17 protein-coding genes and 1 pseudogene are annotated in these 25,315 nt (G+C 42.5%); 7 read left to right on the top strand and 11 right to left on the bottom strand.

Annotated features, from left to right (window positions below; translation table 11 throughout):
- The first annotated feature begins 1 nt into the window (after position 1).
- On the top strand, positions 2 to 673 hold the full coding sequence (locus tag NTX44_14800; protein MCX6122877.1) for an SdiA-regulated domain-containing protein: 672 nt from the start codon (positions 2 to 4) through the stop codon (positions 671 to 673).
- A gap of 223 nt (positions 674 to 896) precedes the next feature.
- On the opposite strand, the gene NTX44_14795 is transcribed toward NTX44_14800, so the two are convergent.
- From NTX44_14795 to NTX44_14770, 6 genes and pseudogenes are all read right to left on the bottom strand, one after another.
- Positions 897 to 3,347: a DUF4982 domain-containing protein gene (locus tag NTX44_14795; protein ID MCX6122876.1), complete on the bottom strand. Its 2,451-nt coding sequence runs from the start codon at positions 3,345 to 3,347 to the stop codon at positions 897 to 899.
- A 299-nt stretch (positions 3,348 to 3,646) separates the two neighbouring features.
- Entirely contained in the window at positions 3,647 to 6,013 is a 2,367-nt protein-coding gene (locus tag NTX44_14790; protein ID MCX6122875.1) for a glycoside hydrolase family 95 protein, read from the bottom strand.
- A gap of 14 nt (positions 6,014 to 6,027) precedes the next feature.
- Complete coding sequence (locus tag NTX44_14785) at positions 6,028 to 6,513, bottom strand: PA14 domain-containing protein (protein ID MCX6122874.1); 486 nt, start codon at positions 6,511 to 6,513, stop codon at positions 6,028 to 6,030.
- Positions 6,490 to 8,010 (bottom strand): annotated as a pseudogene (locus NTX44_14780) (alpha-N-arabinofuranosidase). The gene NTX44_14785 and the pseudogene NTX44_14780 overlap by 24 nt, the downstream one beginning before the upstream one ends.
- A gap of 33 nt (positions 8,011 to 8,043) precedes the next feature.
- On the bottom strand, positions 8,044 to 10,356 hold the full coding sequence (locus tag NTX44_14775) for a glycoside hydrolase family 3 C-terminal domain-containing protein (protein MCX6122873.1): 2,313 nt from the start codon (positions 10,354 to 10,356) through the stop codon (positions 8,044 to 8,046).
- Between the two features lie 19 nt (positions 10,357 to 10,375).
- Positions 10,376 to 13,219, bottom strand: a complete 2,844-nt coding sequence (locus NTX44_14770) for a DUF5110 domain-containing protein (GenBank protein ID MCX6122872.1) — start codon at positions 13,217 to 13,219, stop codon at positions 10,376 to 10,378.
- 37 nt (positions 13,220 to 13,256) lie between these two features.
- Between NTX44_14770 and NTX44_14765 the strand changes: the two genes are divergently transcribed.
- Positions 13,257 to 13,394, top strand: a complete 138-nt coding sequence (locus NTX44_14765) for a hypothetical protein (GenBank protein ID MCX6122871.1) — start codon at positions 13,257 to 13,259, stop codon at positions 13,392 to 13,394.
- 504 nt (positions 13,395 to 13,898) lie between these two features.
- Here NTX44_14765 and NTX44_14760 read toward each other — a convergent pair.
- The gene (locus NTX44_14760) at positions 13,899 to 14,807 is read right to left on the bottom strand and encodes a hypothetical protein (protein MCX6122870.1); all 909 of its coding nucleotides are present in this window, start codon (positions 14,805 to 14,807) and stop codon (positions 13,899 to 13,901) included.
- Between the two features lie 474 nt (positions 14,808 to 15,281).
- Here NTX44_14760 and NTX44_14755 point away from each other — a divergent pair, with 474 nt between their 5' ends.
- From NTX44_14755 to NTX44_14735, 5 genes are all read left to right on the top strand, one after another.
- The gene (locus NTX44_14755; GenBank protein ID MCX6122869.1) at positions 15,282 to 16,964 is read left to right on the top strand and encodes a sodium:solute symporter family protein; all 1,683 of its coding nucleotides are present in this window, start codon (positions 15,282 to 15,284) and stop codon (positions 16,962 to 16,964) included.
- Between the two features lie 15 nt (positions 16,965 to 16,979).
- Positions 16,980 to 17,195 carry a hypothetical protein gene (locus NTX44_14750; protein ID MCX6122868.1) on the top strand — a complete coding sequence of 72 codons (216 nt, stop codon included), beginning with the start codon at positions 16,980 to 16,982 and terminating at the stop codon, positions 17,193 to 17,195.
- Between the two features lie 7 nt (positions 17,196 to 17,202).
- A complete protein-coding gene (galK, locus tag NTX44_14745; GenBank protein MCX6122867.1) occupies positions 17,203 to 18,360 on the top strand; it encodes a galactokinase in 1,158 nt (385 codons plus the stop codon).
- Positions 18,361 to 18,363: 3 nt separating this feature from the next.
- Positions 18,364 to 19,401, top strand: coding sequence for a UDP-glucose--hexose-1-phosphate uridylyltransferase (locus NTX44_14740; GenBank protein MCX6122866.1), 1,038 nt, complete (start codon positions 18,364 to 18,366; stop codon positions 19,399 to 19,401).
- A 255-nt stretch (positions 19,402 to 19,656) separates the two neighbouring features.
- Entirely contained in the window at positions 19,657 to 20,286 is a 630-nt protein-coding gene (locus tag NTX44_14735) for a bifunctional 4-hydroxy-2-oxoglutarate aldolase/2-dehydro-3-deoxy-phosphogluconate aldolase (GenBank protein ID MCX6122865.1), read from the top strand.
- Between the two features lie 250 nt (positions 20,287 to 20,536).
- Here NTX44_14735 and NTX44_14730 read toward each other — a convergent pair whose 3' ends face one another.
- From NTX44_14730 to NTX44_14715, 4 genes are all read right to left on the bottom strand, one after another.
- Complete coding sequence (locus NTX44_14730; protein MCX6122864.1) at positions 20,537 to 22,099, bottom strand: MFS transporter; 1,563 nt, start codon at positions 22,097 to 22,099, stop codon at positions 20,537 to 20,539.
- 112 nt (positions 22,100 to 22,211) lie between these two features.
- Positions 22,212 to 23,099: an HAD hydrolase-like protein gene (locus NTX44_14725; protein MCX6122863.1), complete on the bottom strand. Its 888-nt coding sequence runs from the start codon at positions 23,097 to 23,099 to the stop codon at positions 22,212 to 22,214.
- Between the two features lie 714 nt (positions 23,100 to 23,813).
- Complete coding sequence (locus tag NTX44_14720; GenBank protein MCX6122862.1) at positions 23,814 to 24,221, bottom strand: DUF1761 domain-containing protein; 408 nt, start codon at positions 24,219 to 24,221, stop codon at positions 23,814 to 23,816.
- A gap of 123 nt (positions 24,222 to 24,344) precedes the next feature.
- Positions 24,345 to 25,286, bottom strand: coding sequence for an LD-carboxypeptidase (locus tag NTX44_14715; protein MCX6122861.1), 942 nt, complete (start codon positions 25,284 to 25,286; stop codon positions 24,345 to 24,347).
- Positions 25,287 to 25,315: the final 29 nt, after the last annotated feature.

Raw genomic sequence — 25,315 nt, 5'->3', positions numbered from 1 at the left:
TTTGGAAACGAATTTTCCACAAAAAGAATTACAGTTGCTTGCAGAAATTACCCTTCCGTTTGCTGAACCATCAGGAATCGCTTTTTCAGAAACGCTGCAAAAAATGTGGGTTGTCAGTGGAGGCGATCAGCACGTCTATATGCTCGATACTGCCGGAAAGGTCGAAAGGAAATTACTCTATACTGGAATTGATCTGGAGGGAATTGCGTTTGATGTTACAGACTCAACGCTATGGATAGTAGATGAATACACAAAAGAAATTGTGCATCTGGATCTTAATGGAAACGTGTTATTTCGTAAAGCAGAATCATATTCCTCAAAGTCAAACAAAGGTCCGGAAGGAATTACAATAGGTAAAGATCACATCATTTATATTATCAATGAACGTGATCCATCGGTATTGTTTGAATTGGATAGCACATACGCTATTGCGCAGTCCTATCCATTGAATTTTGCGCTCGATTATTCAGATGTTTCGTACGATCAGTTAACCGACACATTTTGGATTTTAAGCGATGAGACCAATGCATTTTTTAGCTGGAGTAAACAGCATGGTGTAATAATTAAATATCTGCTCCCCAATGCAAAGAATGAAGGTATTGCTTTCGATAGAGCGAGAAACATATTCTACATTGTGAACAATGATACAGCGAAGCTCTATTTTTATAGATAACAAAAATTCCTCTCGTATTCCCTGACATCAATTATTGTTACCGAAAATCAGATCATCGACAAACGTCGATGAGGGATGAATGTGCCCGATTTATACACTATTCGTGCTGTGACATCGAATTGATAAAAGACGAACAAACCAAACAACGAAAATGGTAACGGTCGATTATCTCGCGATTATTTTATTCCATTGTCCGATCATACATGTGCGTTTCATCAAGATTCTATTTTGCCGTAATAATAATTGAGGTCTCTCGTACTCCGTCCGACGTTGCATGCACAGTTATTGTACCATGCTTTTCATTTGACTGCACAACGGCCAAACAAAGGCCATGAAAAGCCTTTCGTTCACTTGCTTTGAAAGATTCCATGCTTGTTTGAAGTCCGTTATCGGTACCAATCAGCCTACCCTCGCCTGAAACATTAAATTTAATGAGGTTATCAGCCAATGGTACTATTGTACCTTGTTCATCGAGAATTTTGACTGTAACAAACGCAAGATCTGTTCCGTCGGCAGTAATGATGTTTCTATCGGCTTCAAGTATGATTTTTGCCGGAGTTCCGGCCGTCTTGATTTCCTGAGTGAGAATTTCTTTCTCTCCAGTGCGGCCGATGGCTTTCAAGATGCCCGGTGTGTAAGGCAACCGCCACATACGATGAAGATCATCGCCAATCTTTTTCTTGGCTCCAAGCGATTTTCCATTCAGCATTAATTCAACTTCTTCGCAATTAGAGTATACCCATACTTCAACAGTGTCGCCCGCTTTCCAATTCCAATGTGGAAATACATGCAGCACCGGTTGATTCGTCCATTCGCTTTGATACAAGTAGTATGCGTCTTTTGGGAAGCCTGCCAAATCCACAATGCCGAAATAGGAACTACGGGCGGGCCATGGATAGGGTGTTGGTTCACCGAGATAATCGAAACCCGTCCAGATATATTGGCCTGAAATGAAATTAAGCTTTTTCATCAGTTTCCACGTTTCTTCATGTGTCGAACCCCATGGTGCGCTACAATTATCATAGGAGGAGCATGTCAGATCTGCATTTCCGGTTATCAGTACAGAATCCCAGCGAACAGGCCATCGTCGTATGCTGTCTGACGGTATATCGTAGCAGCCGCGTGAGTTTAATGATGAAACAGTTTCAGAACCAATGAGTTTTTTCCCGGGGAACCTTGTATGAAAATTTTCATACGCATTTTGATTATAACTATATCCGATTAAATCGAGAGCATCAGAACGAATCACCGGATTCAACGAATCGATGGAATTGCAATTGGCCGTGATGGGGCGGCTCCTATCAAGCTTTCGAATTGAAGAGCACAATTCTTTCGCAATGATTGTACCGCTGCTATCCTTTTGATCCCATTGTTCGGACACTTCGTTACCAATACTCCAGATGAAAATGCTCGGATGATTGCGATCGCGCAGCACCATGTTCTGAATATCTCGTTCATGCCACTCATCCCAATTCAATGAATAATCGAATTTTGTCTTTCCTTTTTTCCACATGTCGAACGCCTCGTCCATCACGATGAATCCCATTTGATCGCAAAGATCCAGCAGTTCCGGAGCCGGCGGATTATGGGATGTGCGAATGCCGTTCACGCCCATTCCTTTCATGATTTCCAACTGGCGCTCCAGCGCACGTCGATTTATTGCGGCCCCGAGACAGCCAAGGTCATGATGAGTGCATACTCCGTTGATTTTAACATGTTTTCCATTCAGGAAGAAACCTTGTGCTCTATCGAATTCAAATGTACGAATACCGAGCGTGGTCTCGTATTGATCTTGTTCTTTTCCGTTGATGAGGACGGTCGAGAGGACTTTATACAGATAGGGATTTTCAATAGACCATCGGATAGGATGAGTAACAACAAGATGATGTTCTATATTTTCAGCAGATGCTTTAGGGAGAGAGTGTTTTGTTTCGACGGCAGTAATTTTCTTCCCACTGTTATCTACAATCGTAGTTTTTAAAGTAATTGCCTGGTACTTTGTTGAAACATTTCTTACTTCCGTTTGAACAACGATTCTAGCCGATTGTTCGTTGACTTCCGGTGTTGTAACATAGGTTCCCCAATGATCCACAAATATTTTTTCTGTCGTTACCAACCACACATTTCGATAAATTCCCGATCCGGAATACCATCGTGAATTCGGTTGTTGTGAATTATCGACTTTTACAGCAAGCAGATTTAATTCTTTCCCATATTTCAAATAAGGAGTTAATTCATAACGGAAGGAGCTATATCCGTAAGGCCGTTTGCCAAGATAGTGGCCATTAATCCACACTTCACTGTTTCGGTAGACACCATCGAAGTCGATAAATGTCAATTTCTCATTTGCACTGAGAGGGAGGGAGAAAGCTTTTCTGTACCAACCAATACCTCCCGGTAATGCACCACCGCCCGGAGTTGCCGGATTATCAATACTGAATTTTCCTTCGATACTCCAATCGTGAGGGATGTCCTGCAGGCGCCATTGCGAATCGTCGAGATTCGCTTCTTGTCCATTCTGGACGTCCCCAAGGTTAAATTTCCAGCTCTTGCCAAAGTTTTCAATCTTTCGAGGTCCCGATGAAAAAGCTGTGGATGCAAGAAAGAGAATGAAGAGAGAAACAAAGCAAAAATGGAAATACCTTTTTCTGGTTTTTTCAGTTGCTGTGTTCATCGTCGGTGTTCCTTCCGATAAAGATTTTATATGATTCAAATAAAGAGTTCTGTAAGTACTTCACGAAATTCCATTCGCAGTCATCCGTACATTATTTGTTGTTTTTATATGCAATCACATGGATCTGATTTTTCCCGGGCATGAGTTCTATGTGCTCCCAAATGATTTTGTGAATATCGGAATTCATGCTCTTTTTCGATATCAAAGAACCATTGATGAACAATTCTACTGTTTTTCGATCCGTCTGAACTCTCGCGAGGTTTGTTGGACAGTACGTGATTTAATATTATCAAACTTCATTAGATACGCTGGAGACTTTCATCTAATTCAATTGATTCATTTGGTTTCATCTGTAGTGCAATAATATGTTCTCCGTAACGCACTTTACAGGCGGTACCCGAAATATTTTTGATTGTTGCCTTCAAAAGTTGTGCTTGCTTCCATTCAATGTCCACCTCGAAACCGCCTCGGGCTCGTAATCCTTTTACACTGCCTTCGGACCATGCTTTTGGAAGAGCGGGGAGGAGTTGGATTTCACCCGTATGTGACTGGAGAAGCATTTCGGCGATCCCTGCGGTTCCTCCAAAATTACCGTCGATTTGAAATGGAGGATGAGTATCGAAGAGATTATTCAATGTGGATTTTTGAAGTAATGCTACAAGATTCTCATATGCTTTTTCACCGTCTTCAAGCCGTGCAAAAAAATTAATAATCCATGCGCGGCTCCACCCAGTGTGTCCGCCGCCATGAGCGAGCCGGTAATCGATTGTCTTTCGTGCTGCTTGTGCCAGATCGGGAGTCTGACGCATAGTGATCTGTTTACCGGGATGCAAACCGAAAAGATGAGAAATATGACGATGTCCCGGCTCCGCTTCTTTAAATTCCTCAGTCCATTCCATCAACCGACCGTCGCTTCCGACTCGTAAAGGACTTAAATGAGAGCGAAGTTGCATCAACTGATTTCTGAATTCTTCATCAGTTCCAAGTATTTTTGAAGACTCAATGGTATTCGTAAGTAAATCCCAAATAATTTCCATGTCCATTGTTGGACCCATGGTAATGTTGGAGGTATCACCATCTTTGGTGATAAATTTATTTTCCGGGGAACTTGACGGCCCTGAAACCAAGTATCCAGTCCTTGGATCTTTTATAAGGTAATCGACAAAAAACAATGACGCTTCTTTTAAAATAGGGTAAGCATATTCGAGAAATTTCTTGTCGCCGCTGAATGCGTAATGTTCCCACAAATGCTGGCAGCTCCACGCGGCACCCATCGGCCACATGCCCCATTCAGCTTTGCCAGTGGCAGTTGTCCAATACCATGCATCGGTACTGAAATGTGCTGCGAATCCGCGGCTGTTATACATGTGTCTTGCTGTTTCTCTTCCACTTCTTCTAAGACTATCCACGAATGCAATGAAAGGGAGATGACATTCGGCAAGATTGGTCACTTCAGCAGGCCAATAATTCATTTGAATGTTGATGTTGATATGATAATCGGCATTCCATGGTGTCGTTAATCCATCTGCCCAAATACCTTGAAGGTTTGCCGGTAAATCACCTGGGCGAGAACTACAAATGAGGAGATACCGTCCGTACTGGAAATAGAGACTGAGCAATTGAGGATCGTTGGCGCCCTTTTTCAAATCCTCTAATCTTTCATCCGTTGGTAAAGTAGAATTATCGCTGGAACCTAAGTCAATCTTGACACGATTAAACAGTCGTTGGTGCTCTGCAATGTGATCCTTAATAATTAATTCATATTTCTTTCCCGCAAGCAGCTTTAGATTTTGTTCGCAAACCGCATGTGGATCTTTTCCCCAATAATCCGTCGCCGCTACAAAATGGAGGGTAATCGTATCGGCATTTCGAATGATAAGGCTATCACCGCTGATAGAAATATTTCCGCCATCATTATGAACGGTCAATTGGGCTTCATAGTGCACACCCGGATTCAATCCGATGACATTGACATCACCTGCCGTTACTTGTCCATTCATAACTATGGAATGATTGGAAGCAACGATCTTGGCATCTTTTACCCGCACCAGACGCGCTGATAGATTTAACGCTCCTGGTTTACTGCACGTGAATCGAATCACTATTCCCTGGTCAACAGGTGTTGAGAAATATTCCCTTTGATAATTGACATCACCGGATTTGTAAGAAACACGCGCGAGTGCCTCACTAATATTTAATTCTCGCCGGTACTCCGAAATAGTTCCCGGGTGATCAACCTTCAGAAATAAATTTCCCAACGATTGGTACATATTCCAGGTGCCTTCAGTCATCATATCGTGTTCGGTGATTCTTTGCGCTTCAGCATATTTCCCTTCAAACAATAACCGTCTTACTTCCGGCAAATATGTATAAGCATCTGGCTTGTCGGTAACAGTTCTACTGCCCGACCAGAGAGATTCTTCATTCAGTTGAATGCGTTCGTAGTCGATCCCACCAAACACCATTCCACCCAATCGACCGTTACCAATCGGAAGCGCCTCAACCCATTCACTGGCAGGCTGTTTGTACCATAGTACATTCAGACTGAACTGACTCGATTGTGTATCATCAGAACATCCTGTACAAAGGAGGCTGTAGGGTGAAATACAAAGAAACGCTGCCGTGATATATCGGAAGATCGGCTGCAAACCTGAATGTTGATTCATATATTTTATTTTTCTCAATGAAAAAGAAAATCTGTTGAAATAATTTGCTTTTGTAACCTGGAACCTTCAATACTTACGTCGAATGCTTTCCCTCCACCGGCTTGGAAAAATCCAACCTTGATTTGATGATAGCCGGCTTTCAAAACAGCTGTACCGGACTGCTCCACTGGTGCATGCTGACCGTCATTATCTACAACCAAATTATCGTCAATCACCAATTCGGTGCCGTCGTCAGAATTGATATAAAATGTATACAATCCATCGACCGGGATCTTAATATATCCATTGTAACGGACTGCAAAATTTTCTCCAGAATTGTTTTCTGGAATGACGAATTGATCAATGATTCCGGACCATTTTGCAGGTAATCCATTAAAAGCCGGAAGATTCTTCCAATATCCTTCATAGTAATCGTAATGGATTCCTGGTTTTGGATTTTTGAGTTCCAGGGAAGAAGAAAGCTCGTATGTTCCTTCCAACTCAAGCACCACAACAGACATCGGTGGAAGAGAGACTGTTAATCCGCTTTTACTTAATTTGTAACCAGTGAAATTTTGAGGCACGACAACATCTGGCTCTTCGAAAGAGTTGTGAGCATTCATTATCTTCGCAGTTAAAATTTGTCCGGCTACAGATTGTGGCATATATTTCTTTAATTCACAAGTCACTTGTTGTGACGACTTTGGATCGATATTGCAGAGCGAAATATGCAGTTTTCCATTTGCATCGATAGAAGCGGAGCTGCTGACTGCTGGAAGTTTTTCATTGTTATATACATAATCGGGAGATTGCAATGTCGTTTTAACCCATAATGCATTTTGGTGAACTTTGAAAAGGTCGAATACATGATAGGTGGGGGTCAGAATCATTTTATCTTCTTTTGTTAAAATCATCGCCTGCAACACATTCACCATCTGTGCTATATTTGCCATCCGGACACGATCGCAATGGTTATTGAAGATATTAAGATTGCAGGCGGCGGAAATTGCATCGCGCATGGTGTTCTGCTGAAAAAGAAATCCCGGATTGGTGCCGGGTTCTACTTTGTACCACGTACCCCACTCATCCACCATAAGCGCAACTTTTTTATTCGGATCATATGCATCCATCACGGCACTGTGCTTGGTGACATATTCTTCCATCATAAGAGTATTTTTCATCATGGCAAACCAACCGCCTTCGTCGAAGTCTGCAGCAATCTTACCGTCATTAAAAGCGTAGTGGTGGAGCGAAAGACCTGACATATACCCAAGAGCGTTTTTCATCATGACTTCGGTCCATTGATAATCACCGCTGGCAGCGCCGCACGCTATCTTAAACAGCTTGTTCTGGCCGTATTCTCGCATGTACGTTCCGTAACGCCTCGTTTGGTCAGCACAAAATTCTGGCCGCATATTCCCGCCGCATCCCCAGCTCTCGTTTCCGATTCCCCAATACTTCACTCCCCACGATTTCTCACGGCCGTTCTGCTTTCGGAGTTCGGTCATTGGACTCACATTGTCAGAGTTGACATATTCAACCCATTGTGATAATTCCTGCACAGTGCCGCTGCCGACATTGCCGCTAAAATAAGGTTCGCAGCCGATTTGCCGGCATAATTCTAAAAACTCATGCGTGCCAAAACTGTTATCTTCTGTCACGCCACCCCAATTGGTGTTAATCATGGTTGGGCGCTTATCTCGAGGGCCGATACCATCCTTCCAGTGATATTCGTCAGCAAAACATCCGCCTGGCCAGCGCAATACTGGAACTTTAATATGCTTCAACGCCTCTACCACATCATTCCGGATTCCATTTGTGTTGGGAATTTTAGAACTTTCTCCAACCCAGATACCGCCGTAGATACAGTTTCCCAAATGTTCTGAGAATTGACCGTAGATATTCTTATTAATTTTGAGCCGGAGGTTCGAAGCATCAACCACTAATGTGGTTGTTTGGGACAGTGCTGCAGCAGAAAGTATGAGTGAAGATAATAATATTGCAAGAAACTTCTTCATACTCTAACCTCTTCAAACTAAGTGGAATATTTGTTATTGAACTATTAATGTATCGCGAACCACATCCAGAGAATTTTTTCCAACCATAATTTCATACGCACCTGCCGGAACGATCCGTTTCATGTCAAATCCGATGGCGGCTAGTTTATCGAGAGTGAGAGTGAATCTCATAGTTCGGAGTTCACCCGGTTTGAGATGTATTCTGGTGAAGTCCTTTAACTCTTTAACTGGTCGTGTAGGAAGACTGATGATGGCATGGATGTACAGTTGAACTATTTCATCTCCTTCCACGGCCCCGCTATTTTGGACATCTATCGAAACTTCAACTGTTCCGTTTGTTTGTATGTTCTTCGGTGCAATGCGTAGATTGGAATACTCGAAGTGCGTGTAGCTCAATCCGAAGCCAAACGGATAGAGCGGCGAGGAATCGGATAATACATAACTTCGGAAGCGAGACGGCTTATGATCGTAATAACAAGGCAATTGTCCAACGGAGCGGGGGAACGTGACCGTAAGTTTGCCGGAAGGATTGACCTTTCCGAAAATTACATCAGCAACAGCATGGCCGGTCTCCTGTCCGAGATACCAGCATTCAATAATTGCTGGTGCTTTTTTATGTATTTCATTGATGGTGATTGGTCTACCGTTAATCAGGAGAACTACAACCGGTTTTCCGGTTTGCAGAATTGCATCTGCCAAATCGTTTTGTCGCCCAACAAGGTCCAGATTATCGCGATCGCCTAAATGATTTTCCGACCAAGCTTCGCGGCATATCAATTCATTCTCACCTAATACAAGCACCACGGCATCGCTCTTTTGTGCCGTCTTCACTGCTTCAGATATTAACTTTTTGTCATTCTCTGGATCGCCCAATATTGGATTTTCATTTACCTGCCAATGACATTCTTTATTCAAAGTTAACTTGCATCCTTCGGCATATTGTACCTCGAATTTTCCTTTGGCAAAATCCTTTATACCCTGTAATACACTGACGCCTTTCATGGGAATAGCAGAATAGCCGCCAAGATGAATGTCTGCAGCATTAGGACCTATTACAGCAAGTTTTTTGATCTTTGTCTGATCAAATGGAAGAGTTTTTTCATTTTTCAGCAGCACCATAGCTTCATTTGCGGCTTTTAAGGCCAGGGCCTTATGTTCCTTGGAATTAGTGACACGCTCCATTAAATCAACATCTGCATAGGGTGCTTCAAATAAACCGCATTCAAATTTCACTCGCAGCACATTAGCTGCTGCACGGCGGATGGCTGACTCATTGACTTTTCCTTTTTTAACCTGCTCAGCAAGACCTGCAAAGCAGGTACCTCTGCCGAGTTCGTAATCAAGGCCGGCATTGAGTGAGAGAATTCCCGATTCAATCGAATCTGAGGCCGCATGATGCTCACGATAGGTTACATCCATTCCGCCGCCGTCACTCATAACATATCCGTTGAAACCCCATTCTCCGCGCAGGATATCGGTAAGCAGCTTGTGATTGACGTGATTCGGGACTCCATCCCATTCATTATAGGAAGCCATCAGGGAACGAGCATGGGCTTTCGTCACCGCCATTTCAAAAGGGTAGAGATGATTCTCGCGGAATTCCCGGTCAGAAAAACTCACCGGCGCTATATTGCGGCCTCCTTCAGACTGCCCATGTCCGGCAAAATGTTTGAGTGTGACAGCAACATGATGATTGTCAATAATTGAATCGCGTCCCTGAAAACCAAATACAGCAGCCATTCCGAGCCGGGAGACTAAATACGGATCCTCACCATAACATTCTTCCGTGCGTCCCCAGCGGGGGTCGCGTGCCAGGTCGACAACGGGAGATAAGACCTGCCTGGTTCCGCGGGAGCTGGCTTCAAGTGCCGCAGCAGTGAACAATTGCTCGATCAACACAGTATCCCATGTACATCCTAATGCAATTGCCTGGGGAAAAGAAGTAGCCCCGTCGGCCATGAAGCCATGAAGCGATTCACCGAATGTGAATATTGGAATCCCGAGCCTGGTTTTTTCCATCATATATCGCTGGATTCCGTTGAAGCACTGAACCCGGCGTCTGAGAGAACGTTCACGCCACAATGACCAGGTTCCCAAACTGCCCGCACCATGATTAATAATTGCCGTATCAAGAGTGCTGACAAAATTTCCATATTTGTCGAAAGCAGCCGTATCCCTGGAGAAAATAGAAAATAGCTGAGCTGCTTGCTCTTCTATGGTCATTCTCTGAAGAAGATCGTTTACCCGAACTTCAATTGGCAGGGAAGAATTTTTATACGCTTGCTGTTGACAGTAAGCTGTGTTTACTATCAGAACGATGATGAGAATACTAAAGTATTTTATCATACTGTTCAATCCCCTTTCTTTATTTCATCTTAATCGATTGCTTAGTACCGTTGTATATAATTTGAGCATCAGGTTTCGATTGGAAATCAAGCCCGGACGGCTTTTGTTCTCCAATGAAAACAATTTCAAATGTGCGCTTCTTTAACATACCGGCGAATGAACCTTGAAGTTTCCCGATTGTAAATTCTTTTTTCTTCTCGTTGTAACTCAGTGGAATAGTTGCAAATTTCCCTTTTTCGTAGTTGTAGTTCACATTTTCATCTTCATACAAAGTAAAGGAACCATCGGAGCCGGTATAGACAAACAAGCGAATTGGATCTGCCGGTTTCTCAGTTGTGTGTTGAATCTCCGGACCACATGGAATGATAGAACCTGCTTTAATATAGAGAGGGATTTCCGTATACGGTGCATCAGCTTGAATAGTTTGCCCACCTGCAAAATATTTTCCAGTCTTAAATTCATACCAGCCGCTCCCGGAAGGAAGATACACCGCTCGCGAACGCGACTTGTATTCTGATACTGGGTTCACCATCAATGCCGGACCAAACATGAATTGATCGTTTATATTGAGCACGTTCTTGTCCGTACTAAAATCCATCACCAATCCACGCATAATTGTATAATCCTGCTGTGTAACCATGCCTGTCATGGAGTAGATATAGGGCATTAAACGGTATCGCAGTTTGTTATACGCCAGCATCGATTGATATGCGGGATGATCCTCAGGAGCGATATTATAAATTTCACGCAATGGAAATTGTCCGTGGACACGGAAGATTGGACAGAAGGATCCAAATTGATACCATCGAGTATTCAGCTCACGCCATTCGTCAAGATCTGCTTCCGTCGGATGTTCATAGCGGGATTCCACAGAAAAACCACCGATGTCCATCGACCAGTAGGGAATGCCGGAGAGAGTAAAATTCATCCCGGACGAAATCTGTGCTTTGAGATCGTACCATCGGGAGGCAATATCACCGCTCCAAGTTGTTGCGGCGTACCGTTGCTGCCCAGCAAATGCAGAGCGGGTAAGTATGTAGACGCGCTGATTATTGTTTATCGACCGTTGACCTTCGTAGACAGCTTTTGCATTCATCAACGAATAAGCATTCAGGCAGCGATTGGCAGAACCCAATGCAGTTGGATTTTGTCGCAGGATCGTTTCGGTTCTGGAGAGATTGGAACAAATATCCGGCTCTGTGCAATCTAACCACCAAGCATCCATACCGATACTGAAGAGTTTTTCATTCATCAATTTCCAGAAGAGCTTTCGTGCGTCACCATTATACGCATCATAAAATGTGGAGATATAACCTGGTCCGACCCAGTCCTTCTGTCTTTTCTCGACATTGCGCTTATAGAGCCACCCCTTCTCACTGAACAGGTCAAAATGCTTTATTCCTTCATAGAATTTTGGCCAGACGGAGATCATAATCTGCGTATGATAATCATTGTGCAGCGATAGTATCATACCTTTTGGATCGGTATATCGCGTAGGATCGAATTCGTGGCTGCCCCACTGATCTTCTTTCCAGTAAAACCAATCCTGAACAATGTTATCAAGTGGGATGTGACGTTTTCGGAATTCCTTCACCGTGGAAAGAATATCATCCTGTGAATTGTAATGTTCGCGCGACTGCCAAAAACCCATCGCCCATTTCGGCATCATCGGCGCTTTGCCGGTGATAGTACGATAGCCGCTTATAATTTCATCAAGATTATCCCCATGAACGAAATAATAATCGATCTGGTCAGCCACCTCAGAATAGAGGGAAAGCTTGCCCTTCGTTTCTTCGCTCTCCGGCGTTAAACATTTCAACCCGATGTAGCCGTCGGAATGAATCCATTCCAATTTGATCTGATATTTTTTCCCGGCTATCATATCCAATGCAGGTAACTGAATCCATGGATTCCAGTTTTGCCGCCACGAGTCTACAACGAGTTTCCCATCCAGCCAGAGTTTCGTATATCCGGAAGAATATAATTTAAACTTGTGCACACCGGTCTCTTTGCTTTCTATCTCACCGCTCCACCGGACTGCAGCGACATTATGAGCGAAGCCAACAGGGAATTCATCATTGACATCGATGAACTCATGTTCGATTCTCGATTCCTTACGAGAAATGAAAAGGGAATCAAATTGTGCATCCTTGAAATATTCTGCGGTAAGATTTCCCTGGATGCTGTCTTTATCATATAGTTTCAGTGTCGAAAGTGATTGAAACTCTCGAATGTCACCGAATTTTGAATGTGAAGTGTTGTCCCAAAGGATTCCATAGTTCTTAGTAGAGACAAAGAAGGGGATAGATACCACCATATTATGCTGCCAGAGATCCACATCATGGCCTTTGTAATTCATAATTGAATTCTGATGGCCGCCAAGTCCATAAAACGCTTCATCATCCGGCGAATTAAAAAGCTGCTGCACATGAAATGTCTTCTCTTCCATGACTTCGGCAGGTGTAATAATCTTTCCGCCTCCACCGATTTCTTGTAGAAGCGCTTGTCCTTTGGAATCAAAGAAAGATGTTTCACCGGTTTTCGAATGAACACGAACTGTAACTAACGATGTGGATATCTCTGTCCAATCACTTTTTTCTTTTAATGTCCATTTGACCGGCTTCCAGGATTTTCTCTCTACGATGAGACTCGGTCGAGAGGGAAAAGATTTTTCCGGAGATGCAATCACCCGGATAATATTTTCAGTGCAGACCTGGATCTTCATCCATTGAGGATCGGTTTCTTTTTGCTTCTTGAGTTCAAAAAGAACACCGTCTGATTGTTTTTCAATAGCAAAAGAAAGCATGGAACATAGGAGAAAAGAGCAAATGATCGCCAACGTATGCCAACGATATAAATTCATAGGGTGAACCTTTCGTGCAATATGTAGCTTATGAAAAATGAAATATAAACTCTATTCTGAGAACTTTACTACAAAGCCGCCATTTCCATTTAAGGCAACGAAAAATGGTTTCTCTGGTGTGACAGTGATAGACTTTGTTGTGAATGATCGGTTCGTGTTACCATCGGAAATTTGAATGCCGTTTGTTACTTTCGTTAAAAATGGAAGTACTATCTGAATCTGTTTCTCGATTTGCTTGCCATTGATTCCGGCAACGTACCAAGTGTTCCCAGATCGTCGGGCAAGGAGAACAAATTTTCCTGGATAGCCAGCGATGAAGCGAGTCTCTTCCCACGCCGGAGGAATTCGTTAAGTGGAATACCCGCCGATGGGCGATATAGGAACACGATCAGCTAAGAATTTTATATGTATCTGTTACTACTTCGATACGGGAAGTCGAATCCAGCTTAAGGCCTTGAGAAAAATCATTATCTCCTCGAATGAGCCCTAGTTTTGATTCCGTAAAATGACAGTTCCAGTATATTCTATTCTATATACTACACTTTGATTAGATGCTAGATTGATAGAAACAGAGATATTCTTGTCGGGACTCTGAACAGCATCATCAGATTCCGCATGAAGAACATGAATGGCAAGAGTAAAAAATAGAAGTAAGGAAAATAAGTTCTTCACAGATATCTCATTTTATTATCGTTACTGGATGAGGGTTTGGCATCAATTTCATTGTTCCAAAATAATCTGCATTCTTCCAATGATCATTATAGGCTGCTGCCGGAACCCAGACTGATCCAAAAAATTTATCGCGGACTTTGGGCTCTTTCTTGGGATGATCATTATCGCAATAGGCGAGTGTTAACCCCATCACCTTGCCGGCTTTTAATTGCGATCGAGCCGCATCGTTATTGCTTATTGTATCATTGTAGGTGTCATTGTAAACGATCAAAGAAAATTCCCAGACTGCTTTTGTTCCTGTTCTGCGTAAAGCGAATTCGGGTATATGAGATGAGTAATTAACCCTTCTGATGTCCGACCAGCTTGTTCCGGCTATATCACCTGCAAAATGTTCTGTTGTTACCTTATCTTCCTTAGGAAAAGGTGCATAGATGTGATAAGAAAAAGCATTCTCGGCATTTGTTCCCAATTCAATGCTAATGCTGTCTTTTGCATCGAACACATGGAGTCCACCGGATTTGTTCTCATCGATGAATACTTCGATGATATCATAATTAAATACTTCGGCAGTTTTATTAGGTATGAAACCATCGATGAATACATTATCGGTCACTTCAACGAGGAAATAGAGAAGATTGGTTGTAGAAGACCATACAACTTTATATCGTCCTGAAAAATCACTCGAATCTATTTTCGCTCCGTAAGGAATCCACACTTGAGCAATACTCTGCCATGATGCATCCTGCCAGCCGGAGTCATCTTTCTTTCCATCAACGATAGGAGGGATGGGGGCGTCAAAGACAAGTACGGTATCATCCTGCACAGCGGTTTGTTGAGAAACCGCTCGAAAAGTAATAAGAAAATGTAAGGAAACGATAAGCAGAAAAAGCCTAGAGTGATGTTGATACATTCTCATGCAAATAGACTTTCGGTTGATAAGGGTATGAATAAGTTGTACTATGAAGCATGGATTGTAGAGAGATCACTTCATAGAAAAATATACTTCGTGCATGAATGTCCTCCACAAAATACTTGGATAATAGCAATATTGCAATCATTCCTGCAAACGTTTGTATGGAAAAAAAAGTATTCTGTATGATAGAAATATGTAGTTTTTTTTATAATTATAATTTCTTCCTGAAGTATTGATGATATCTTGAGATGTGACTGTAAGGGAAAGTTAAAATAGCGATAACGGCACGAAGCAATATTGGTTTTCATCAAATCAAAAAGTCTCATCTGTTGGGAATCTTTCTGTAGGAAGAGTTTGATAACAGGGGCATCGCAGATGATAAGGATGATTAATAAAAAGAATCCATTGATTTTCTTAATTGATTCACAAAGGTAGCGTCCACAACAATATATTTTATTATTTCAGAAGGAAAATAGAATGGAAGCGATAGGACTCACTCTGATAGATTGGATTATCATCTTCATCTATTTTGCTTTTGTGCTTGGTATCGGTTTGTATCTTCGGCGATATACGAAAAGTCAAGAAGATTTCTTTCTTGCAGGAAGAAAAAATTCTGCTTGGGTTGCCGGTCTTGCATTCCTTTCAGCAAACCTGGGGGCGCTTGAATTACTCGGTATGACCGGGAATACGTTCAAGTATGGAATGTATGTTGCCCATTTCTATTGGATAGGTGCCATTCCTGCTATGCTTTTTCTTGGCATTTATATGATGCCTTTCTATTACAGCAGTAAAATCAATTCTATCCCCGGATATCTCAAACTCCGTTTTGATGAAAAGACAAGAGTACTCAACGGTATTTCCTTTGCTATCATGACACTCCTTGTTTCTGGCATCAATCTCTACGCTATGGCTCTTGTTCTTCATACATTCCTGGGTTGGAATTGGGATTACAGCATGTGGGCATCGGCCATTACGGTGGCAGGATATGTCACCTTGAGCGGCTTGCTGTCGGCGATCTTCACAGAAATCATTCAGTTCTTTTTGATTTGGTTTGGATTATTTCTTGTTTCGGTTCTTGGGATCATCGAGATTGGAAGTCTCAGCGAAATTTTGGCACGGATAAATGCGGATCCAATTTACGGACATATATCTTTTACTACTCTTTGGTCGACCTCCTCAAACCCGAACCTGAACGGTATGCTCGTTCATTGGGGCGGTATCGTCCTTGGTCTTGGATTCGTCTTATCCTTTGGCTATTGGACAACAGATTTTCTTGTTGTTCAACGTGCGTTTTCTGCAAAAGATTTACGTTCGGCACGCATAACTCCGATACTTGCATCATTTTTTAAGATGGCATTGCCCTTTATTGTGATTCTTGCAGGATTGATTGCCATCGCTCTTTCGATCGATCCAAAAAGCGGATTCAAATTACTGCAAGATGGAGGACAGGCGAATTACGACTCTGCGCTGCCGCTGTTGATAGCACGATACTATCCGCCGGGATTAGTTGGCTTAGGAGTGACAGCATTGCTGGCTGGATTTATGGCAGGACAGGCAGGGAACATCAGTGCTTTTAATACAGTATGGACCTATGATATCTATAAATCCGTGTTGAACAGAAAAGCATCCGACGCACACCTTCTCTGGATGGGACGGGCATCAACAATTGTCGGTGTCATTCTTTCTCTGGTGACTGCGTACTGGGCAAAAGGTTTTCCCAGTATTATGGATTATATGCAGGCAATCTTCTCGTGGGTGAATGCACCGCTGTTTGCAACCATGCTGCTTGGAATGTTTCTCTGGTGGATAACACCGGATGGTGCTTTTTGGGGACTCATCGCTGGTATGTCTTCATCATTCTTTATGTACATGGCAGTAAAATTCCATTGGTTTGCAGAAAGTATCATTACCCTGTCGAGTGTGCAGAGCGACATGGCAGCAAACTTCTGGCGTGCATGGTGGGCTTGGCTGATTTGCGCTGTTGTAACAATTCTCGTAAGCCTGTTTACAAAAAAGAGACCGAAAGAAGAACTCGTCGGATTGGTGAAAGGATTAACCAAGGAGAAACTCGATCAGGATATCCCGTTCATGAAGAGGCCGGAATTCTATGCGATTATTTCTTTGATCGTCTTTATTTTATTGAATATTTGGTTTTGGTAATCAAGGAGAAACACTATGTCTGAGCAAGGAATGAAACCCATTTGGTATTTTGTCGGATTGATAATCCTGGTGATCGGAGGATTGGTCTTTTGCAGCGGGATCTACATTTTTTTTAATCCCCCTGCTGTCAAAACAGTATTGGCTGAGACGCATCCCAATTTATGGTGGGGAGGCCTTATGATTCTTTTTGGAGGCGGTCTGTATTTTAAAATGAGAAAACAAACAAGGTAAGAAAATCATGAGCCTTGCAAAATCTGTCGAATCCGTCTTTCAGCAAAAGTTCAAGGAACAACCCATGCTGTTTCGTTCACCGGGAAGAGTAAATCTTATCGGTGAACATACGGATTATAACAAAGGGTATGTTCTTCCGGCGGCTGTTGACAAATCCATTTATTTTGCGATTGCTCCACGAAAAGATCGGCGCTGTATTGTGGTTGCCATGGACATGAACGATGAGCACGAGTTTTCGATCGATGCTCTTCCATCCTCACCAAAGGGTTGGCCGAACTATTTGATGGGTGTCGTGGATCAACTTATCCAGGCGCAGTGTGCTATCCAAGGATTTAACTGTGTCTTTGGAGGAGATATTCCCATAGGTGCAGGAATGTCGTCTTCAGCCGCTCTCGAAGCAGGTTTGGCGTTTGCCCTCAACTCTATATTCAAATTGCGAATTGATAACCTTGCATTGGTAAAATTTGCCCAGAAAGCAGAGAATGTATTTGTGGGTGTTCAGTGCGGCATTATGGACCAATACATAAACATTTTTGGTAAGCAGGACAATGTTCTTCGTATTGACTGCCGCTCGTTAGAATATAAATATTATCCATTCGCTTTTCACAATATCTCTATTGTTCTTTTTGATACGCGTGTCTCGCATTCGTTAGCATCGTCAGAATATAATCGAAGAAGAGAAGAGTGCAATGAAGGAGTCGTAATTATAAAAACAAAAAATCCGGAAGTGGATTCTTTGCGAGATGTCTCTGTAGAAATGCTCCAGAAATGCAAAGACAAGATGGATGCAACGATCTATCGAAGGTGCAAATATGTTGTAGAAGAGAATGACCGGGTTCTTCATGCATGTCAGGAGTTGGAACAGGGAGATTTAAAAGCTTTTGGAAAGTACATGATAAAAACTCATGAAGGATTAAGCCGCGACTACGAGGTAAGCTGCAAGGAACTCGACTTTTTGGTGGAACTGGTCCAGAACGATCCGCAAGTCTATGGTTCGCGGATGATGGGAGGTGGATTTGGGGGATGTACGATTAACCTCATTGAAAATAATCATGTTGAAGAAGTAAGTAGCATGCTGACTGAACGGTATAAACAGCAATTCAATATAGATCTCAAAACCTATATAACATCGATCGGTTCCGGGACGAATATCATCAAAGTGTAGGACATGAATCAGCCAGAATTATCTCAAATTCCTCATCGCAGAAAAAATATCCTTACCGGGGAATGGGTGTTAGTTTCTCCCCATAGGACGAATCGTCCTTGGCAGGGGGAAATTTCACTTTCGGCCAACGAGAAAAGAAAACCATACGTACCGGATTGTTATTTATGCCCCGGAAACAAACGGGCAAATGGTGCTATCAATCCTCAATATGCAGGTACATTTGTTTTCACGAATGATTTTTCTGCTTTGCTGGAAGATGTTCCCTCTGGTAAATCGATAAAAAATAATTTGCTTTTTATGAAGTCTGAAAGAGGCATTTGCAGAGTTGTGAATTTTTCACCTCGCCACGATTTGACTCTTGCGGAAATGCAGGAAGGTGAAATAGAAGAAGTCATCACTGCCTGGCAAAATGAATTCAGTTCGTTAGGTTCTCATCCGCGAATTAACTATGTGCAGATATTTGAGAATAAGGGTTCTCTCATGGGGAACAGTAATCCTCATCCTCATGGGCAAATCTGGGCACAGGAAAGTATTCCGATGGAGCCGATGAAAGAGCTGAAGCAATTTAAATCGTATTACACGAAAAAAAAGGGCAGCCTTCTATCGGATTATCTCAAGCTGGAATTGAAGGTGAAAGAAAGAATTGTCTATGAAAACGGTTCGTTTGTTGTGCTGGTTCCATTTTGGGCAATCTGGCCGTACGAAACCATCATCATTTCTAAAAGAAGGATTTCTAACATTCTTCAATTGAAGAATACGGAAAAGAAGAATTTTGCCAATGCATTGAGTGTGTTGACAATAAAGTATGATAATCTTTTTAAAACATCGTTCCCCTATTCTGCAGGGCTGCATCAGGCACCGACTGATGGAAAAGACCACGCTGAGTGGCATTTTCATATGCATTTCTATCCGCCGCTGTTACGTTCTGCAAGTATTAAAAAATTTATGGTCGGATATGAAATGCTTGCGGAACCCCAAAGAGATATTACTCCAGAGTATAGTGCGGGTATACTGAAAGAACTATCTTCGATCCGCTATTAAATTATCAAAAAGATTTCGAACCGGGTCGACGAAAACAATTGGGATTAAGAAAATAGATATTGGAAGAAAACGATATTTGTTCTATGAGTTTTTAGTACGCTAAGAGTGGATTTGGGCTGAATATCTTCGTTTTGCATAACCTTTCATTTATTCTCCTGCAAAATATACTTTGTAGTACAGGCTATGCTAAGACGGTAAATGCGATGTAATGATGGAATCATCAAGAATAATGAGCAATTCATAAGGGATTATAGTATGTCAGAAGTTTTAAAAAGGATTGGCGAAATACGATTGGTGCCTGTCGTTATTTTGGAAGATGCAAAAAATGCCGAACCGCTAGCAGAAGCTCTGATTGCCGGCGGATTGCCTTGCGCTGAAGTAACGTTCCGGACTGCCGCAGCGGCAGAATCGATTAAGCGTATTTCAACGTATAAAGAAATTTGTCTTGGAGCAGGAACTGTTCTTTCGGTCGATCAAGTAAAATTAGCCATCGATTCTGGTGCAACGTTTATTGTGTCTCCCGGTCTCAATCCAAAAGTTGTAATGTATTGCGTCGATAATAAAATTCCGATTACCCCTGGAATTTGTACTCCAACAGAAATTGAAATAGGTCTTGAGCACGGCTTGAATATTTTTAAGTTTTTCCCTGCAGAAGCCTACGGCGGCTTGAAAACATTGAAAGCAATCAGTGCACCTTATGGCATGATTAAATTTATTCCCACAGGCGGCATTGGTCCGAAGAATGTCCGTGATTATCTTTCCTTGAAACAAGTATTTGCTTGTGGAGGAAGCTGGATGGTGACAAAAGAGATGATCTCGAACGGCCAATTCAAGGAAATTACTGCTCTTGTAAAAGAAGCTGCAAACTTGATCAAAGGAATCTAAAATTCAGGCCAAACAATGATTGCCGACCTGACTGAGAAAATCTCAAACTCTCAGCTAACCAGATCGATGCATAGTGGCACTGTCAAGCTGGAGTTCTTTTTCGATAAAGGAATTACCACTTTGCAATAGTAGGTTTATATTAAGTATAAGTATTTCCGAAAATATTCGGATGTACAAATCCAATCCGCTTAAATCCTTCTTCAACGATCATTCTTATCAGCACCGGCATCATACCAAAGTGCGTAGTCGATTACTGTTCCTTGGTTGAGGAGAAATCGACCAGTCCATCTGCCTTACTCAGTTTAGGCCAGTAGTAGGCATATAAAGTGATTATTGCGAAGCAGAAAAGCGGGACGATAAAACCACGAGACATGCCGTATTGGTCGGCAATGTGCCCCATCAATTTAGGCAGGATGGCACCGCCCATGATTGCCATGACGATGAAGGAGGATGCTTTCTTCGCCCGAGTACCAAGACCGAAGATGCCAAGTGCAAAGATGGTTGGGAACATAATCGACATGAAAAAGTAGCACAAGAACACGCACACCACAGAGAGCCAGCCCAGCTTCAAGAAAATCAAGAAACATATCACCACGTTAAAAATTCCATACAAGCCAAGCACTTTATGAGCAGAGAATTTTTTAAGAATAGCAGCGCCAGAAAACCGTCCTGCGAGGAAGAAGAAAAAACCTAACGACGCCAGGTTGGCAGCACCTTGGTTGCTGAAATGATAAATGCCGTCTTTGATTTCAAACCAATTCTGCATCCATCCCGATGTCAAGGATTCAGGAAGAGCGGGGACTTCTGATGTCATGTAATTGATCAAGAAACTGAAAATGCCTGCCTGGGCGGCGACGTAGAAAAATTGTGCAAGCGTTGCCGATGAAAAGTGCGGATGTGACCAGATGCTGTGATGCGAAATCTTTTTTGCAGTTTGGATAAGCACCGCGGCAGCGATGATGAGCGACGCACTACATCCAATCCATAGTGTGCTACTCATGACAGATTCACTTGCACCGAAAGTTCCGAGTAACACCCAGAGGATCATTCCGAAAACGCCGATAAGCACAGCAACATTGAGCAGCAGCAAGAAATAAATAAGTCCGCGGTTGACTTGTCTTTCGGGAATCCTTGCAGCACCGGTATGAGCATCTTTGTCGTCTAAGTGGTAATCATCCTCGCTCTTGATGTCAGGAACATTGGCAAAGTAGAAAATGATTGCCAGAACAATAACTACTCCAGCAACAGCAGCATAAGGAATCCACAGTGTCTGACTTCCGGTGCTTTGCCCTGCTTCGTTCTTGGAATAAAAGAATAAGCCTCCGGCAATCGGACCAAGAATCCAACCGATGCCATTGCAGGACTGGGCAAGATTAATACGCGTGGCTCCGTATTGCTTCGGTCCAAGTACGGTCGTATAGGGATTAGCTATGGTCTCGAGAAATGTAAGACCGGAAGCAATAATGCAAACACCTATCAAGAACGCCCAGAACGACGCTATATGCGTTGCGGGAATAAACCACAGACCGCCCACAGCAACCATGAGCAAACCGGTAATGATACCTCCCTTGTAACCTAACTTTACCGCCAGCCATCCGGCGGGCATCGACATTAAAAAGTAGCCCAAATAGTGCGCGAATTGCACCCAGGTAGATTGAGATAAGGTCAAGTGTAACTCTTCCTGGAAGTGCTTATCCATAACGTCAATCATTCCATTACAGATACCCCACAACAAGAACAGTGTGCTTACAAGTGCAAACGTAAAGAAATAGTTTTTACCGTCTTCCGTCTTAAATAATTTCGAAAAATTCATTAAGATTTCCTTTTACCATTCTGTACTTGTAGATACCTATATAGTACATTCATGAAAAAACTATTCCTATTCTCATGCTCACGAACAATTTATATTTCAGAAAATATTAACTTTAGACCCAATTCGGTGTGTTCGGTAAGCACGTGTTGAATTCTTCAATCAACTTTTTCTCATACGTACCTGCAAACGAACCTTTAATAAAGCGGTCGATGCCTTCTTTGTATAATTGTTCCCAAGAATCCTCTTCATGTCCAGGATTGATCGGATAGAACAGCGCACCATTTGATTTTGCCGCCTGCATATCTCCTGGAGCATCACCGACCATCAATACTTTATCATCGGGATATTTTCCTTTTGCGGCGTATTGAATATGCTCGGACTTTGTGCCATACTCCTGCCCGCAAATAATTTTAACATATTTATCGATGTTATGTTCTACCCACTCACGATTCAGCGCCTCGCCTGGAGTTTGAGAAACAACTATGACATCAGCATGTTCATTAAACTTCACAAGGGATTCACGAACCCATGGAAAGGGAGGAATGCCATAGACTATTTCACTGATTGATTTGTTGACTCCATTCGACCATGCAAGGGCTCTATCGATAATTGGATTATTTACTTCTTTTGCATAGCGCGCGAGTGCGGGATTACCAAGTTTTGTTTCTTTCTTTACCCATTCAATCAAAGGAGTAACATCCGGAAGTTTTGCACCGCGTGCCCTTACCTCCTTTCGTTCAGCAAGCAAACGAAGCGATTCTATAACTGCATGGAACCGGTTGCATCCTCTCGTCTGAGAGTACAAATTCACAAAATCCCATGCCTCACGCGCATACTTAGAAATATTCTGTAATTCCCAATACCTAATAAAGTTTGGGCAAAAACATTCTTTATGTTTTATTTCCATCGTATCGAATACACAACCGTCGGAATCTATTCCCACAAAGAAATCCATTGTGGGCTTAATATCTTTAAGAGTGTGGTGTGGATCTTGAGTCATTGTATTGTCTATCCTAATATTAATAATAGTCAGTTTTTGTAAGCTAGAAAAGAAAGCATCCCCGTAGATGTATCATCCTAAAAAAGTTAACATATAATAATACAAATTTCTTTTTGAATAATCGGCATATATTGATAACACAATTATGGCGCATATTGCATCGAAGGTGTCAGAGACCTAAACGCAAGTGTAGTCTCACGTTATTGTACGTCTCGATTGCTTCTTGAGCCGTACGCTGGGCATCGTGCACTGCTTGCAACATTTCGTTTTATAGAAACCCGGTCTTGAGAATTCCGTTAACCTGTTCTGCAAGAGCATTATCATACGAATTGGCTGTTTCTTTCATGCTCAACCGCACACCAGGTTGGTGCATCAGTTACACAGAGACCACGTAACAATCGTGAACACCGCGATCCGAATGATAGATCAGTCCTTCATACCATGCAGCACCATCGGAGCAATTCGTACCGTGTCATCCCTTCGACATTCTTCGGATCGGTTTTGGAGGAAAGTGTGGTAAGGATGGAGTGTTTTTGAAAGTTCATACGAGTTGTATGTTCAAATTAGTTTTCATTACCTGAAATTGAACACAACTAAAGTACATACTTCTTAAGCGATCTGCAATCAAAGCCGAGGGAGGAAAAATAATTGTTTAAAATGATATATCCCGTTTGAACAACGCAGTATATGAAAGAAGAAAAACTAAGAACTAATTTATTTCCATACGCCGAATATCAATCCCATGACGGTAAATGAGACGACCCAATAGAAACCATTTATTAGAATCCATGTCCAGCTTTTCAACTCAAACATTGCGACGACACCGAATGCCGGTAACACCCAGCCAAAGCCGGTAAGAAATCCATAGAGCGTTCCGTTCACAGCATTGATAGACGGATCAGCGAGAAAGAAGCCAAGATTGACGGCAGCGAAGAAAGTCAAAAGAAATGATACACCAAAGATTTTTGCCTTGTTGCCCGCACGAATCTGATTATCAGTCAGGTTATTTACCTTTGCCCATACCTTGCCAAATAGTACCGGCGAATACCAAAGCGCCCCTATGATAAATGAACTGATAGTGGAAACTAGAACTGCAAGCCAATTAACGTTTGCTGGATTCATAATTTGCTCCTCTTTTTACGGAATGTTGTTGGGCTTATATGTGAATCCGAACAACTGGCACTGTGAAATTGTTCCTGTTATCGATTCTTGAAATCTCTCGTCTCACATCAACCATCCTTTACCTTAGAGAACCCCACTTTCTATCACTTCAATCCGGTTACGCTGGGAGTCGAGCATTGCTTGAAGTCCAATTGGCACCGTCAGTTTGCGGGGAACATGGCCGTATTGAAAATTAGCAATGACGGGACATATTATTTTCTCGGCATATTCTTTTTGTATCTGCGTGAGAGTAAGATGCGGCTCGGAAGGGTTGCTCGGATTGCAATCTGTGAATTTTCCAAACACCAATCCAGCAAGTTCCTGCAAAATTCCGGCGTTGAGCAACTGCGCTAACATTCGATCAATACGATGCGGCGCTTCTTCTACATCTTCAAGAAATAGAATTGAACCGCGCAATTCCGGCAAAAATTGTGTTCCCATAAGGCACGCAGTCAGTGAAAAATTACCGCCGAGCAATCGTCCATGTGCTTTACCGTGTTTCAGTATGTTCAAAGGTTCATCGCTCGGATTTTTCATTATGCCAATCTTTTTTATTGATGTGAGCAGCCGCCAAAAATGTTCTTCGGTGTAAGGGTCAAAATCCTTCCACATATCTGTGCCAGTCATCGGTCCGGAAAATGTTACCAATCCAATCTTGCGGAAGATGGCAAGGTGCATGGCCGTAATATCGCTGTATCCGACAATTATTTTGGGATTTTGTTTCAGCGAACGGTAATCAATCGTTTGAAGAATGCGTGGTGTGCCGTATCCGCCGCGAATAGCAAAAATGGCGTTCACATCTTTATCTCGTACCATTGTGTTGAAGTCTGCGGTCCGCTCTTCATCCGTTCCGGCAAGATAGCCATGCGTATTGCGAATGTGTTCGCCAAACTTCACGCGATAACCGAGCTGCTCAAGATAGGCGGCGCCTTTCTCAATCTTCTCTTCCGATGAAGGAGTACTTGCCGGCGCAATGAGACCAATAGTGCCGCCCTTACGTAACCTCGGTGGTTTGATAATAGTCATGTCTTTCTCCGAACAATGGTACTATGCAT

Source organism: Ignavibacteriales bacterium, assembly GCA_026390575.1.
Taxonomy (GTDB): Bacteria; Bacteroidota; Ignavibacteria; order UBA10030; family UBA10030; genus Fen-1298.
The sequence above is the reverse complement of the archived record's forward strand: the minus strand, read 5'-3'. Positions and strand labels throughout refer to the sequence as shown.